11 protein-coding genes are annotated in these 14,566 nt (G+C 70.5%); 3 read left to right on the forward strand and 8 right to left on the reverse strand.

Annotated elements, in window-relative coordinates; all coding sequences use genetic code 11:
- Nucleotides 1-23: 23 nt before the first annotated feature.
- The gene (locus ABIA38_RS39230) at nt 24-986 is read right to left on the reverse strand and encodes a TIGR03619 family F420-dependent LLM class oxidoreductase (protein WP_424643742.1); all 963 of its coding nucleotides are present in this window, start codon (nt 984-986) and stop codon (nt 24-26) included.
- A gap of 140 nt (nt 987-1,126) precedes the next feature.
- On the opposite strand from ABIA38_RS39230, the gene ABIA38_RS39235 reads away from it, so the two are divergent.
- Nucleotides 1,127-1,966 carry an enoyl-CoA hydratase/isomerase family protein gene (locus tag ABIA38_RS39235; RefSeq protein WP_424643743.1) on the forward strand — a complete coding sequence of 280 codons (840 nt, stop codon included), beginning with the start codon at nt 1,127-1,129 and terminating at the stop codon, nt 1,964-1,966.
- A gap of 737 nt (nt 1,967-2,703) precedes the next feature.
- Here ABIA38_RS39235 and ABIA38_RS39240 read toward each other — a convergent pair.
- Complete coding sequence (locus tag ABIA38_RS39240; RefSeq protein WP_424643744.1) at nt 2,704-4,335, reverse strand: FadD3 family acyl-CoA ligase; 1,632 nt, start codon at nt 4,333-4,335, stop codon at nt 2,704-2,706.
- Between the two features lie 133 nt (nt 4,336-4,468).
- Between ABIA38_RS39240 and ABIA38_RS39245 the strand changes: the two genes are divergently transcribed.
- A complete protein-coding gene (locus tag ABIA38_RS39245) occupies nt 4,469-5,245 on the forward strand; it encodes an enoyl-CoA hydratase/isomerase family protein (RefSeq protein WP_424643745.1) in 777 nt (258 codons plus the stop codon).
- 98 nt (nt 5,246-5,343) lie between these two features.
- Here the strand turns inward: ABIA38_RS39245 and ABIA38_RS39250 are convergent, their stop codons facing one another.
- Entirely contained in the window at nt 5,344-6,372 is a 1,029-nt protein-coding gene (locus ABIA38_RS39250) for an acyl-CoA dehydrogenase family protein (RefSeq protein ID WP_424643746.1), read from the reverse strand.
- A 13-nt stretch (nt 6,373-6,385) separates the two neighbouring features.
- Nucleotides 6,386-7,543: an acyl-CoA dehydrogenase family protein gene (locus ABIA38_RS39255; RefSeq protein WP_424643747.1), complete on the reverse strand. Its 1,158-nt coding sequence runs from the start codon at nt 7,541-7,543 to the stop codon at nt 6,386-6,388.
- Between the two features lie 179 nt (nt 7,544-7,722).
- Between ABIA38_RS39255 and ABIA38_RS39260 the strand changes: the two genes are divergently transcribed.
- Entirely contained in the window at nt 7,723-8,889 is a 1,167-nt protein-coding gene (locus ABIA38_RS39260; RefSeq protein WP_424643748.1) for an acetyl-CoA C-acetyltransferase, read from the forward strand.
- 422 nt (nt 8,890-9,311) lie between these two features.
- On the opposite strand, the gene ABIA38_RS39265 is transcribed toward ABIA38_RS39260, so the two are convergent.
- From ABIA38_RS39265 to ABIA38_RS39280, 4 genes are all read right to left on the reverse strand, one after another.
- A complete protein-coding gene (locus ABIA38_RS39265) occupies nt 9,312-11,516 on the reverse strand; it encodes an MMPL family transporter (RefSeq protein WP_424643749.1) in 2,205 nt (734 codons plus the stop codon).
- Nucleotides 11,517-11,776: 260 nt separating this feature from the next.
- The gene (locus ABIA38_RS39270) at nt 11,777-12,871 is read right to left on the reverse strand and encodes an NAD(P)H-dependent flavin oxidoreductase (RefSeq protein WP_424643750.1); all 1,095 of its coding nucleotides are present in this window, start codon (nt 12,869-12,871) and stop codon (nt 11,777-11,779) included.
- Nucleotides 12,868-13,641 (reverse strand): CoA-transferase subunit beta, encoded by a 774-nt coding sequence (locus ABIA38_RS39275; protein WP_424643751.1) that lies wholly within the window; start codon nt 13,639-13,641, stop codon nt 12,868-12,870. The genes ABIA38_RS39270 and ABIA38_RS39275 overlap by 4 nt, the downstream gene beginning before the upstream one ends.
- Nucleotides 13,638-14,507 (reverse strand): CoA transferase subunit A, encoded by an 870-nt coding sequence (locus ABIA38_RS39280; RefSeq protein ID WP_424643752.1) that lies wholly within the window; start codon nt 14,505-14,507, stop codon nt 13,638-13,640. Before ABIA38_RS39280 ends, ABIA38_RS39275 begins: the two co-directional genes overlap by 4 nt.
- Nucleotides 14,508-14,566 lie beyond the last annotated feature (59 nt).

The following is a 14,566-nucleotide window of genomic DNA, read 5'->3' on the forward strand; positions in this document are numbered from 1 at the left end:
ATCGGACGGAGATTGACGGTGTGTCAGGACGCGCGTGGGCAGGACAGGTGCGGCATCACCTCGGCGGCGAACCCGGCGATCTGGTCCAGGAGTTCGGCCAGGTCGCGGCTGCGGAAGCGGACCTGGATCTGGTTCGCGCCCTGTTCGCCGTACCAGCGCAGCGATTCGGCCAACCGGTCCGGGCTGCCGGTGAGGGTGTTCGCGCCGACGTCCCAGCCGGCCTCGCCGACGTAGAGCAACTCGGTGATCGCACCGATGTCCAGGCGCTCCTCGCCGCGCCCGAACTCCTCTCGGTAGCGGCGCAGTTCGGCCAACTGCGCGGGATACGTGTCCCGCGGACTGCCCTGCGGCAACCAGCCGTCCCCGTACCTGGCCACCCGCCTGAGCGCCGCGCCCGCCGAGCCGCCGATCCAGATCGGCGGCCGGGGCGTCTGCACGGGGCGCGGCAGCGCGCCCATGTCCTCGACCTGCCAGCGCTCCCCCGCGAAGGTCACATACTCCTCGCGCAGCGCGAGGTCGAGCAGTGCCAATGCCTCGTCGAGCGCCTTGCCCCGGGTCTTGAAGTCCACCCCGAGCATCTCGAACTCGGCCTCCACGTGCCCCGCGCCCGCGCCGACGACGGCCCGGCCGTGGGAGATCCGGTCCAGCGTCGCAAACGCCTTGGCGGACATCATCGGATGCCGGTAGGCGAGCACCGACACGTGACTGATCAGCCGGATGCGCTCGGTGATGCCCGCGAGCCAGCCGAGCGTGGTCATCGTGTCCCACCACTCGGTGCCCATCGCGCCGGCGTGGCTGCGCGGGATCGCGGTGTGGTCGCAGACCGCGACGTAGGCGAAGCCGGCCCGGTCGCAGGCCCGGGCGAGCTCGGCCAGTTCGTCCGGCCCCGAGGTCTCCTCCCAGGCTTCGGCGTAGAGCCTGCTCTGCGACTGGATGGGCAACTGCATGCCGACGTGCAGGGTGCCCGGGGGCAGGATCGCGGCCATGGATGTGCCTCCGAGGGGTCGGGGGAAATTGGTGGGCGAGCTTGGCGGAGGTGGTTGGACTGCGGCGAACGCGTGTCACATACTCCGATCTAACGGGTCGTCAGACAAGGCCGAAGTACCGCTCCTGGAGGAACCGGACCGTGATCAACACCACCGACCCGAGCATCGACGAGACCGAGGCGCGGATGCGACTGGTGGTCGAGGCGGACACCGGCATCGCGGTACTGACCCTGTGTCGACCGGACAAGCTGAACGCGTGGAGCTGGGAGGCCACCCGCCAGTTGGGCATCATGGCGGACCGGATCCGCTTCGACGAGCGGGTCCGGGTGGTACTGCTGCGGGCCGAGGGACGGGCGTTCTGCGCGGGGATCGACGTGACCGCGCCGGGCGGGGCGATCACCGGGCGCTCGGGCGCGGAGCGGACCCGCAACTACTACGAGGGCCTGCGCTGGGTGCACGAGCGCTTTCGTACCTTCGCCCGGCTGCCGCAGCCGGTGATCGCCGCCGTGCAGGGGTATTGCCTGGGCTTCGGATTCGAGCTGGCGCTGATGGCGGACATCCGGATCGCGGCGGACGACGCGCGATTCGCGCTGCCCGAAGCGCAGATCGGTGTCGCGGTGGACGCGGGCGGCGACATCCGGATCGCCCGGGAGGCGGGCGCGGGGTGGGCCAAGTTGTTGTCCCTGACGGGGCGACGGATCGACGCGGCCCTGGCCGAGCGGCTGAACCTGGTCCAGGAGGTGGTGCCGCGGGCCGACCTGGACCGGGCGGCACGTTCGTTGGCCGAGGAGATCGCCGCCAACGCCCCGTTGGCCGTCCAGGGCATCAAACGCAGCATCGACACCTTCGCGGACGCCAACCTGGACGCGGCACTGGGCCTGACCGCGATGTCGGCAGCGCTCACGCTGGTGTCGGAGGACTCGGCAACGGGGTACGCGGCGAAGGCCGCGCGGCGGGCTGCGGACTTCTCGGGCAGGTAGCCTCAGTCGCCGGCCGGGCTTGGCCTCAAACGCCGGCCGGGCTGAATTACCCGGCCTCCGGCCGAGGTGGCCTCAAACGCCGGCCGGGCTATTCATCACCCGACGGGCGTTCGAGATCAGGCCCGGCCGGCGACTGAGGTCACCTCGCCCAAGGACCGAGCCAATCCAGCCCGGCCCAGCGCCCACCGCCACCTCGACCGACAGCCGCGCAAATCCAGCCCGGCCGGCGTTCGAGACCAAGTACCAGGCCAACGCCTGCGCCCACTCCGACCAAGAAGCCAAGCAACTCCAGCCCGGCCGGCGTTCGAGGCCAAGAAGCCCGGCCACCGCCCACCGCCACCTCGACCAAGAAGCCAACCAACTCCAGCCCGGCCGGCGCTTGAGGCCAAGAAGCCCGGCCACCGCCCACCGCCACCTCGACCAAGAAGCCAACCAACTCCAGCCCGGCCGGCGCTTGAGGCCAAGAAGCCCGGCCACCGCCCACCGCCACCTCGACCAAGAAGCCAACCAACTCCAGCCCGGCCGGCGCTTGAGGCCAAGAAGCCGGGCCGGCGCTTGAGGCCACCTCGGCCGGAGGCCAGGTCAATCCCGCCCGCCCGAGCGCGTTTGAGGCCACCTCGGCCGGAGGCCGGGTCAAAGCAGCCCGGCCGGCGTTTGAGGCCAAGCAGCCCGGCCCGCGCTTGAGGCCAAGCAGCCCGGCCGGCGTTTGAGGCCAAAAGCACGCCGGAGGCCCCGCGTCAGCGGCGGGCCGCCTCCTCCGCCGCCCTCGCCCGGAGTTCGAACTTGAGCACCTTCCCGCCCGGGTTGCGAGGCAGTTCCGTGACGAACTCGACCGCCCTCGGCACCTTGTAGTTGGCCATCTCCCGCCGGCAGAACGCAACGATCTCCTCCGCCTCGACCGACGCCCCCGGCCGCAGCAGCACGTACGCCTTGCCCACCTCGCCCATCCGCGCGTCCGGCACGCCCACCACCGCCGCCTCGGAGATCGCCGGGTGGCCGGCCAGGACCGACTCGATCTCCGCCGGGTAGGCGTTGAAGCCGCCGACGATGAACATGTCCTTGATCCGGTCGGTGATCCGCAGGTTGCCCCGCTCGTCGAGGACGCCCACATCCCCCGTGTGCAGCCAGCCGTCCGCATCGACCGCCTTCGTGCTCTCCTCGGCGTCCTCGAAGTAGCCCTTCATCACGTTGTAGCCGCGTATCCACACCTCGCCCGACTCGCCGACCGGCACCGGCTTGCCATCCGCGTCCACCGTGATCACCTCGACGCCGGGGATCGCCCGCCCCGACGTGGACGAGATCACCTCGGCCGAGTCGCCCTGCCGGCACATCGTGGCCGTACCGCACGACTCGGTCAGCCCGTACGCGGTAAGCACCGAGTCGAAGCCCAACTCGTCCGCCATCCGGGTGACCAGGGACAGCGGCACCGCCGCCGCGCCGGTGACCGCGAGCCGCAGCGAGGACAGGTCGTACCTGCCCGTCCCCTCGCGCGCCGCCGCGTCCAGGAGCGAGGTGTAGATGGTCGGCGCGCCCGGCAGCACGGTGACCTTCTCCTGCTGGATCACCGCCATCGTGGCGTCCGCGTCGAAGACCGCCTGCGGGATCATCGTGGCGCCCTTGATCAGGCTCGCGACGATCCCCGCCTTGTACCCGAAGGTGTGGAAGAACGGGCTGACGATGAGGTACCTGTCGCCCTCCACCAGCCCGACCACCGCCGCCCACGTGTCGAACACGCGCAACGTCTGCGCCTGCGTGGTCACGACACCCTTGGGCTGTCCGGTGGTCCCGGAGGTGAAGATGATGTCGCCGAAGTCGTCCGGCCCCACGCTCGCCGCCCGCGCGTCCACCTCGGCGGCGCCGACCCGGTCGCCGTCGGCGAGGAAGTCGGCCCAGGCCACGCAGTCGTCCGGCGCGGTGTCCGCGAGCACCACCACCCGGCCCAGCTCCGGCAGATCGGCGAACGGTCGCCCCTCGGCCGCGCCGCCGGCCGCCCGGCGGAGCATCCCGACATAGGACGAGCCGAGAAAGGTGCCCGAGACGAACAGCAGTTTGGCCCGGGTCTTGGCCAGCGCGAACCGGGCCTCGGCACCCTTGTACCGGGTGTTCATCGGCACCACCACGGCGCCCGCGGTCAGCGCGCCGAGCGCGGCGACGATCCAGTCCAGCGAGTTCGGCGCCCAGACGCCGACCCGGTCGCCCTTGTCGACGCCGGCCGCGACTACGGCACCGGCGGCACGCCGGACGCGGTCCCGCAGTTCGGCGTAGGTGACCCGTACATTGCCGTCCACCACGGCCTCGCGATCACCGAAGCGATCCGCCGCGCTGTCGACGAGAGCAGGAATGCTCCCCCACTCGAGGTCCCCTTGCATGATCGCTCCCGGAGAGGCCAGAGGTTGATTGGAACTGACGGTACGTCAGATCATGGCGGCGAGGGAAGCGGCACCGCGGCGATCGAGACGCAGACCACCGCGAACCGGTGGCCACCGACGATTGAGGGCTGACATGCGCAAGTTCGAGACGCTGGGCTACGAGCAGGAGAACGGCGTCGCGTGGGTGACGTTGAACCGCCCGGACCGGCACAACGCGTTCGACATCACGATGATCGACGAACTGCACGCGCTGTGGCGCGAGCTGCGCCACGACGACGACGTGCGCTGCGTGGTGCTCACCGGCGCGGGCGACAAGGCGTTCTGTACCGGCATCGACCGGAGTGTGGACATCCCGCAACCGTCGTCGCCGTACATGATGGACGACCCGATGCTCAGGATCGGCCCGAAGTTCTCCGATCTGTGGAAACCGGTCATCCTCGCGGTCAACGGGATGGCCTGCGGCGGCGCGTTCTACCTGCTCGGCGAGTGCGAGTTCGCGATCGCGGCGGAGGGGGCGACCTTCTTCGACCCGCACACCACGTACGGCATGGTCTCCGGCTTCGAGTCGATGCACCTGGCCCAGCGCATGCCGCTCGGCGAGGTGATGCGGCTGACCCTGCTCGGCAACGCGGAACGCATGAGTGCGCGACGCGCCTACGAAACCGGCCTGATCTCCCAGGTGGTCCCCGCCGCCGACCTCCTGGAAACGGCCCGCTGGGCGGCCGAGACCATCGCCTCCTACCCCCCGCACGGCGTCCAGGGCTCGATCCGCGCCATCTGGGCCGCCCGTGACCTCACCCGCGCCCAAGCCCTCACCATGGCCCCCCACCTGATCGAACTGGGCAACCTGGACTGGTCCGAGCAGGCCGGCCTCTTCCGGGCCCGCGGCAAGGACTACCGGGTCCGCTGAGCGCACGCCGGGAGCCCCGACCCGCCATCGGTGGGTCGGGGCTCCCGGTCGGACGACGGCCGCCCTGTTGCGTCGCCCGGTTCTCGGGGGGCCAGGGGTCAGTACGAGGGCGTCGTGGGGGCCGGCGCGTCGCCCAGCAGGTCGGCCGCGACCCGGTCGCGGTGGGTGCCCACGTCTCCCCAGGCCGTGCCCAGGGCCCAGGCGCGCTTCATGAACAGTTGCAGGTCGTGTTCCTCGGTGTAGCCGATCGCGCCGTGCACCTGAAGGCAGTTGCGGGCCGCGAGGTCGGCCGCCTCGGTCGCGTAGATCTTCGCCATCGACACGTCGCGCGGTGCCGAGGGCAGGTCGCGGGCCAGCGAGTAGGCCGCGCGCAGGACCACCGGGCGGGCGAACTCCAACTTGATCAGCACGTTGGCCAGGTGGTGCTGGACCGACTGGTGGGTGCCGATCAGCACGCCGCGCTGGACCCGCTGCTTGGCGTATTCCACCGTCATGTCCAGCATCCGCCGGGTCAGGCCGAGCAGTTGCGCCGCCGCGCCGAGCGCACCCCGATCCGCCGCCCGAGCCAGCGCCCGATGCCCGGCCGAGGCCACCAGGGTCTCCGGCGTCGGCGCGAAGTCCACCGTGAAGAGCTTGCGACTGCGATCCACCGAACGCCGCGCGGTGAGCACACAGTCACCGGGATTGGTCACGTGCACGTCGCCGTTGTCCAGGCCGATCACCAACAGGTCCGCGGCGGCGGCCTCGACCGCGAGCCGCTGCCCGGGCAGCAGCACCGACGCGCTCGCCCGGCCGCCTGCGATCTCGGCCAACCACCCGGCGTCCGGGGCGAATTCGGCGAGCAGGCCGACCGCCACCGCCGCTTCGAGGAGCGGTTCGGGCAGTGCCGCGTAGCCGGTCTCGACCAGCACGGCGGCCAGTTCCTCGTCGCCCAGACCCAGGCCGTCGTGCTCCTCGGGGACCACCAGACCGGTCACGCCGAGCTTGGCGAGTTCGGTCCAGCGCGCGGAGATCGTGCTGTCGGCGGCCCACGCGGCGCGTACCTCGGCCGTGGTGCACTGATCGGCGAGGAAGTCGCGGACCGTGTCGCGGAACAGTTCCTGATCTTCGGTGTATGCGAGACGCATCGTCGGAATCCTTCTACTTCGCTCGGGGCAGGCCGAGGATGCGTTCGGCGATCGTGTTGCGTTGAATCTCGTTGGTACCGGCGTAGATCGGCCCGCCGAGCGCGAACAGGAAGCCGTCCAGCCAGCCGCCGTCGCCGTCGCCGCCGGCCGGCTCGTCCAGTTCGCCCGCCTCGCCGAGCAGGCGCAGCGCGGTCGCGTGCAATTCGACGTCCAGTTCGGACCAGAAGACCTTGTTGATCGAGGAATCGGCGCCGATCGAGCCGCCGGCGGCCAGCTTGGTGACGGTGCCGAAGGTGAAAAGCCGGTACGCCTCGGCGTCCATCCACGCGCGCACCACCGCGTCTCGCTCGGCCGGGCGCGGGTCCCGCCTGTACAGCTCGATCAGCCGGTTCGCCGGTGCCACGAAACGGCCCGGGCTGCGCAGGTTGAGGCCACGTTCGCTGCCGGTGGTGGCGATCATGATCTTCCAGCCCTCGTGCACGCCGCCGAGTACGTCGGCGTCGGGGACGAAGACGTCGTCCAGGAAGACCTCGGCGAAGCCCGGCTCGCCGTCCAGTTGGGGGATCGGCCGCACGGTGACCCCCTGGGCCGCGAGGTCGACCATGAAGTAGGTCAGGCCACGATGGCGCTGTGCATCGGGGTCGGTGCGGAACAGGCCGAACAGGCGGTGCCCGTAGGTGCCGCGCGAGCTCCAGATCTTCTGCCCGCTCAGCCGCCAGCCGCCGCGCTCCTCGTCCCGCTCCGCGCGCGAGCGCACATTGGCCAGGTCGGAGCCGGCCTCCGGCTCGGACCAGCCCTGGACCCAGATCTCCTCGCCCGCGGCCATCGCGGGCAGGTAGCGGTCCTGCTGCTCCCGGCTGCCGAACTCGAAGAGGGTCGGCGCGAACAGGAAGATGCCGTTCTGGCTGACTCGGCTCGGCGCGCCGGCGCGGTAGTACTCCTCCTCGAAGATCAGCCACTCGGTCAGCCCGGCCGCCCGCCCGCCGTACTCCGTCGGCCAGGACACCACCGCCCAGCGCGCGTCGAAGAGCTTCTTCTCCCAGGCCTGGTGGGCCAGGAACCCCTCCCGGGTGTCCATCGACGGCAGCGGCTCGGTGGGCCCGTTGGCCGCCAGCCAGGCGCGTACCTCGCGGCGGAACTCCTGCTCCTGCTCGGTGAATTCGAGATCCACTGGGCGACTCCCTCGACGGGTGTGAGACCGAGGACACACAGGCCGAAACCCGGTCGGACACGGGTAGCATAACTGACGGGTCGTCAGGTTAACTGCTGTACACGGTGTGGCGACACCGTACGCGGCGTGCGATCGGACACGATCGACCGCTCCCACCCGATCAGTCAAAGGGGGCCCCTGTGGCCGAGGCATACATCGTCGACGCGGTCCGTACGCCGGTCGGTCGCAAGAAGGGCGGCCTGGCCGGCGTACACCCGGCCGATCTGGGCGCGCACGCGATCAAGGCGCTGGTCGAGCGCAGCGGGATCGACCCGGACGTGGTCGAGGACGTGGTGTTCGGCTGCGTCGACACGATCGGCCCGCAGGCGGGCGACATCGCCCGCACCGCGTGGCTGGCGGCGGGCTACAGCGAGGCGGTGCCCGGGGTCACCATCGACCGGCAGTGCGGTTCGTCGCAGCAGGCGATCCACTTCGCCGCGCAGGGTGTGCTGTCGGGTACGCAGGACGTGGTCGTGGCCGGCGGCGTACAGAGCATGAACCAGATCCCGATCGGGTCGGCGATGACCTCGGCCGAGCCGCTGGGCTTCACCGACCCGTTCTCCGGGTCCAAGGGCTGGGTGGCACGCTACGGCGACGAACCGGTGGACCAGTTCTACGGCGCCGAGCTGATCGCCAAGCGGTGGGACATCTCCCGCGCGGAGATGGAGGAGTTCGCGCTCACGTCGCACGAACGCGCCATCCACGCGATCGACCACGGGTACTTCGAGCGCGAGATCGCACCGATCGACGTGGACGGCACGGTGATCTCGGTCGACGAACCGCCGCGCCGGGGCACCACGTTGGCGAGGATGGCCGAGCTGAAGGTGCTGATGGAGGGCGGCCGGATGACCGCCGCCGTCGCGTCGCAGATCGCCGACGGGGCGGCGGCGCTGCTGATCGTCTCGGAGCGGGCGCTGAAGCAGTACGGCCTCACCCCGCGCGCCCGGATCCACCACCTGAGCGTGCGCGGCGCGTCCCCGATCGAGATGCTCTCCGCGCCGATCCCGGCCACGGAGTACGCCTTCGCCAAGTCCGGCCTGACGATGGACGACATCGACGCGGTCGAGATCAACGAGGCGTTCGCACCGGTGGTGCTGAGTTGGATGAAGGACCTCAAGGCGCCGCACGAGAAGGTCAACCCCAACGGCGGCGCGATCGCCCTCGGCCACCCCCTGGGCGCCACCGGTGCGCGGCTGGCCACGACGCTGCTCCACCACCTGGAGCGCACGGGAGGCCGCTACGGCCTGCAGACCATGTGCGAGGGCGGCGGGCAGGCGAATGCGATGATCATCGAGCGCCTGGGCTGAGCGGGGACGGGGCCTCACGCGCCGGCGGGCTGATTCGACCCGGCCTCGGGCCGAGGTGGCCTCACGCGCACTCGAGTGGCCCGGAATTGACCCGGCCTCCGGCCGAGGTGGCCTCAAACGCCGGCCCGGCTACTTGGCCTCAAACGCCGGCCGGGCTGGAGTTGGTCGGCTTCCGGCCGAAGCGGCCTGGGCATGGACTCGGCTTCTTGGCCGCAAACGCCGGCCAGGCTGGATTTGCTCGGCTCTCGGTCGAGGCGACCTCGGGCGTGAACCGGGCCGGTTTTGATCGGCTTCGGGGCGAGGCGGCCTCCGGCACGGACCGCCGGAGCGAATCTGCTCGGCCTTGCGGCCGGGTGACCTCGCGACGCCGAAAGGCGCGGCCACCGGTTGGGGTGGCCGCGCCTTCGGGGGGAGCGAGAGGGTCAGATCTGGCGTTCGTACACGTGCGGTTCGTACGTGGTGGTCGGGTGCTGAGGGGCCGCGTGTTGCGGGGCGTGGATCCTCGGGATGCGGCTGGGCCACCAGTTGGCGTTGCCCAGGAGGGTCATCAGCGACGGGAGGATGACGATCCGGACCACGATCGCGTCGATCAGGACCGCGGCGGCCAGGCCGATGCCCATCTGCTTCATGTCGAGCATGCTCAGCGTGCCGAAGGACAGGAAGACCGAGACCATCACGACTGCCGCGCTGGTGATCACGCCGGCCGAGCTGGTGATGCCCCGCTCGACCGCGGCTTTCGTGGACATGCCCTGCATGGCCGCCTCGCGGATCCGGCTGACCACGAAGACGTGGTAGTCCATCGACAGGCCGAACAGCACCACGAAGAGGAACAGCGGCAGCCACGAGATGACCGCGCCACTGGAGTGGAAGTCCAGGATCCCCTCCGCCCAGGTGTGTTGGAAGACCACGACCAGGAAGCCGAACGAGGCGAGCGCGGAGAGCAGGTTGATCGCGATCGCGGTGAGCGCGACCACCACCGAGCGGAACGTCACCGACATCATCACGAAGGTCAGCAGCAGCACGAACCCGATCACCAGCGGCAGCTTGTCCTTCACGTGCGCCGCGAAGTCCTTGTTGCCGGCCGTCTCGCCGGCGACCGCGAACTCCGCGCCGGACACCTTGCCGACCGTCTGCGGCAGCACGCTGTCGCGCAGTTGGTTCAGCGCATCCTTGGCCTCCTTCGAGCTGGAGATGTGCGGTGTGGTCACGTCGAACTTGAACGCGCGCCCGTCCTTGGACACCAGGACCTCGACCGGGTCGTGGGTGAACAGCGGGTTGTTGCGGGTCTGCGCGATCGCCTTGTCCAGCGCGGCGCGGGTCTCCTTCTCCTTGCCGGCCTGAGCCAGCGCGACCACGTTGTACGGGCTGTGCTTGCTCGGGAAGGCGGCGGTCATCCGGTCGTAGGTCTGCATCGTGGACATCGAGCGCGGGAAGTCGTCGACGGAGGTGTTCTGCAGCTTCATCCCGAACGCCGGCAGGGCCAGCGCGCCGAGTGCGATCACCGACACCGCCAGGGTGATGCCGGGGTGGTTCAGCGCCGGGCGCAACATCGCCTTCCAGGCCCGCGGCTCGCGGTCCTCGCGGGCGGTCAGCCGCCACAGGAACGGCACCCGCGGCCGGTCGATCCGCTTGCCCAGCTTGGCGAGCAGCGCGGGCAGCACGGTGAGCGAGCCGACCATGGCGACCGCGACCACGATGATGCCGCCGGTGGCGAGACCGGAGAAGACCGCGTCGTCGGCGAAGTACATACCGGCCATCGAGACGACCACGGCGACCGCGGAGACGACCACGGCGTGCCCGGAGGTGGCGGCGGCGATCTCGATCGCGTCGATCCGGCCCCGGCCCTTGGCCCGCTCCTCACGTTCGCGCTTGACGTAGAAGAGCGAGTAGTCGACGCCGACCGCCATGCCCATCATGGTGATCACACTCGCCACGGTGCCCGAGTCGGGCACGAACGCGGAAGCGAGACCGTACAGGCCGATCGAGGCGCCGACCGCGGAGATCGCCAGCAGCACCGGCACCGCAGCGGCGATCATCGCGCCGAACGCGACCATCAGGATGACCAACGTGACCGGCAGGCTGAACAGTTCGGCCTGACCGAGGTCTTTGCCGATCTGGTCGTCGATGCCCTTGGAGACGGACGCGTCGCCGATCTGCTCGACCCGCAGGTCCGGGTGTGCCTTCTGGACGCCCTCGGTCGCCTTGAGCAACGGGTCGAGGTGGTCCTTGGCCTTGTCGGAGGAGCCCTTCATGGTGAGTGGGACCAGTACCGCGCTGCCGTCCGGCGCCGCGAGCGGTGCGGAGACCTCGGCGACCTCGGGCAGCGCCTTCAGCTTGGCGGTGACCTCCGCCGCGACCTTGTTCGCCGCGACCCGGTTCAGCGCGCCGCTCTTCGCGGTGATCAGCACGTTCTCGGTCGCCGCGCCGTCCAGGCCGTACTGCCGGGCGATCTCGTCCGCGCGGCCCGACTGGCCGGTGCCCATGTCCGCGCTGGTGGTCTTCGTGGTGCCCACCACACCGCCGACGACCAGGCAGATGGCGACGAACGCGATCCACATGGTGATCGCCCGCCACGGGTGGGTGGCGCTCCATCGTGCGACGCGAACGGTCGCCGGCTGCTTGGCCATTGGTCGGTTCCCCTCGTGCTTCTCGCTGTGCTTCCCGCTGACATGTCGAGTCTGTCGGCGGGCCGCCTGCGGAACACTGCGCCGGGACCCCGAGCGGGGGTGGGTCCAGACCCACCCTCCCGGTGGGCACAAACGCCGCCCGGACACCGCCCGGACGCCTCGGCAACGCGCGGCAACACCCGGCTGCGCGCGGCGACATGCGGCAACACGAAGGCCGCCGGCGCCGCCCGGAACAGGGCGGCGCCGGCGGCCACGCGCGATCAGCCCCGATCGCCCTCGAGGCCATAGAGAATCCCGCTCGCCTGCACGGTGATCCGGGTGATCAACTCCGCACACGAGGGCAGGTCCTCGATCACCCCGACCACCTGCCCCGAGGCCATCACCCCCAGGTCCGGCCGCCCGTCCACCATCGCCGCCTTGAGCAACATCGGGGTGTTCGCCGCCATCAACACCTGCGGCCAGCTCAGCCCCTGCGACTTCTTCATCGCCAGGCCCTCGCGGACCAGGTCGGTCACCCGAGCCCCGCTCAGCTTGCGGAACCGCATCGCGTTGGCGATCGAACGTGGGTAGCGCGCCACCACCGAGCGCTGTTCCAGCTTCTTCACGAAGTCGGTCGCGAGCACCCGGTGTGGGACGCCGTCGACCTCCTTGGACACCACCGTGCCGTTGACGTCGGTGGCCAGGTAGACGTCCTTGACCGCGTGCCCCACCGGGCTGTCCGAGGTGAGCAGGAACCGGGTGCCCATCGCGATCGCGTCCGCGCCGTAGCCCAGCGCCGCGACCAGGCCGCGCCCGTCGAAGAAGCCGCCCGCCGCGATCACCGTGACGTCGCTGCCCGCGAGTACGTCGGTGACCTGCGGCAGGAGCAGCGTGGTCGGGATCGAGCCGGTGTGCCCACCGCCCTCGCCGCCCTGCACGATCACGCCGTCCACGCCCCACTCGGCGACCTTCTGCGCGTGCCGCTTGGCCCCGATCGAGGGCACCACCAGCATGCCCAGGTCGTGCGCGCGCTTGATCAGGTCCTGCTTCGGCGCCTGGGCGAACGAGGCCACCCGGATGCCCGCACGGCCCATCAGATCGATCCGCTCGGCCGCGTCCGCCGCGTCCGCGCGCAGGTTCACCGCGAACGCCTTGTCGGTCCGCTGCCGCACCGCCGCGATCGCCGCGACCAGTTCGTCGTACGTCATCGTGGCCGACGCCAGGATGCCGAGCCCGCCCGCCTCGGCAGTGGCCGCGACCAGGCTCGGGTACGACACGTAGCCCATCCCGGTCTGCACGATCGGATACTCGACGCCGAACTTCTCGGTGAACCCGGTACGCAGCGCCGGATGCAACCCGGCCGCCACGCCCGTCACGCCGGCACCTCGCGCAGCCGCATCCCGCGCGGGTCCAACACGTCCCGAACGATCCGCAGTTCCTCGGCCGAGGGCACCCGCGAGGTGGGCACCTCGGCCGGGATCACCAGCTCGAAGCCGGTCGCCTCGACGACCTCCTCGACGGTGACGCCCGGGTGCACCGAGCGCAGCCGCATCACCTTCGCCTCGGTCTCGAAGTCCAGTACACACAGGTTGGTGACGACCCGTCGGACCTCGTGGAAGCGGCCCGCCGAACCGGTCGCCGCGGCCCGGTCGTAGCCGACGCAGGAGACCATGTCCACCTTCGGCGTGAGCACGCGCGCCGAGTGTTTGGGGATCCAGTAGCTGGTGGTGTGGTTGATCGTGTTCCCCGGGCCGCCGCGCGAACCGAGCACCTGGCGCTTGGGCCGGGCCCAGTCGCCGATCGCGGAGATGTTCGCGTTGCCGTGCGTGTCGATCTGCACCGGGCCCATCATCACGTGCCGCCGCCCCGACGCGAGCACGTCCAGGACCTGGCGGTACGGAATCCAGCCGACCACCGCGAACTCGTCGGGTCGGGCGCCCAGTCGGGCGTCGCCCTCGAAGAAGTAGGACTCGCCGTTGGACAACATCAGGTCCGGTTCGAACGTCGCGCGGGCCAACCGGGCGCCGATCGTGGGGATCGCGCCCATCGGGCTGCCGATGATCTCGCCGTCGCCGCGGAAGCAGTCCGCGACGGCCGCGACGCACACGTCCGCACGGGTCGTTTCCAGCACGGTGTCCGTAGTCACTTGGCCGTCTCCTTCTCGAACTCGGCGACGGCGGCCTGATACGCCGCTTCGCTCTCGACCTTGAGGAAGCGCTGTTCGAACGCGGCCCACGCCTCGGGGTCGGCGGCAGCGCTCGCGTACGCCTTCTGGAACGCCTCGTCGCGGCCGTACTCCGGCGGACACTCGGTGAAGTGCGCGCCGTTCGGGGCCTCGACCACGCCGTGCGTCATGTAGCGATGCACGGTCAGGGTGTGTACACAGCCGGCCGCCTTGAGCAGTTCCTCGCTCGGCACGATCCGCTCGGCCGAGACGTACGCCTGCTCCGCCGCGAGGCAGAACAGGTCGTCCATGAACTGGTCCGGGCCGGTCAGCGCGGCATTGCCACGCTCGTCGGCGACGTTGGCGTGGATCAGCGCGGCGTCCAGGTTCAGCGCCGGCATCGCCACCAACGTCTCGTCGCCGTACGGCGATTCGATCGTCTTCAGGTGCGGCGAGACGGTGAGGATGTCCGAGCCCAGGCCCGCCCGAGTGGGCAGGAACGGCAACCGCTGGGCGGCGGCGCGCAGCCCGGTGAGGAACATGCCCTCGTCGTACTCGACCGCCTCGACCAGGCCGTTCTCCCGGACGTAGCGGAAGTTGGGCTCCAGCGGGATCGAGTCGAGCGAGACGAACGCGTAGACGAGCTTGCGCGCCTTGCCCGCGCGGGCCAGCAGCCCGACGTCGGGGCCGCCGTACGAGACGACGGTCAGATCCTTGAGGTCGGACCGCAGGATGGCCCGGACCAGGGCCATCGGCTTGCGCCGCGAACCCCACCCGCCGATCCCGATGGTCATCCCGTCGGAGAGCCGTGCGACGACCTGATCGGGCGTCATGCGCTTGTCAGCCATGGATGGTTGCTCCGTCTCTGCGGCTACGTCGAGATCTGCTTCGAGGTGTCCGGGTCACT

It is taken from the genome of Embleya sp. AB8 (assembly GCF_049739465.1).
GTDB lineage: Bacteria > Actinomycetota > Actinomycetes > Streptomycetales > Streptomycetaceae > Embleya.

What these genes read in the sequence shown, in the direction of transcription:
- ABIA38_RS39230 (WP_424643742.1), bottom strand. Translation starts at nt 986, where the DNA reads ATGGCCGCGATCCTGCCCCCGGGCACCCTGCACGTCGGCATGCAGTTG.
- ABIA38_RS39240 (WP_424643744.1), bottom strand. Translation starts at nt 4,335, where the DNA reads ATGCAAGGGGACCTCGAGTGGGGGAGCATTCCTGCTCTCGTCGACAGC.
- ABIA38_RS39245 (WP_424643745.1), top strand. Translation starts at nt 4,469, where the DNA reads ATGCGCAAGTTCGAGACGCTGGGCTACGAGCAGGAGAACGGCGTCGCG.
- ABIA38_RS39250 (WP_424643746.1), bottom strand. Translation starts at nt 6,372, where the DNA reads ATGCGTCTCGCATACACCGAAGATCAGGAACTGTTCCGCGACACGGTC.
- ABIA38_RS39265 (WP_424643749.1), bottom strand. Translation starts at nt 11,516, where the DNA reads ATGGCCAAGCAGCCGGCGACCGTTCGCGTCGCACGATGGAGCGCCACC.
- ABIA38_RS39280 (WP_424643752.1), bottom strand. Translation starts at nt 14,507, where the DNA reads ATGGCTGACAAGCGCATGACGCCCGATCAGGTCGTCGCACGGCTCTCC.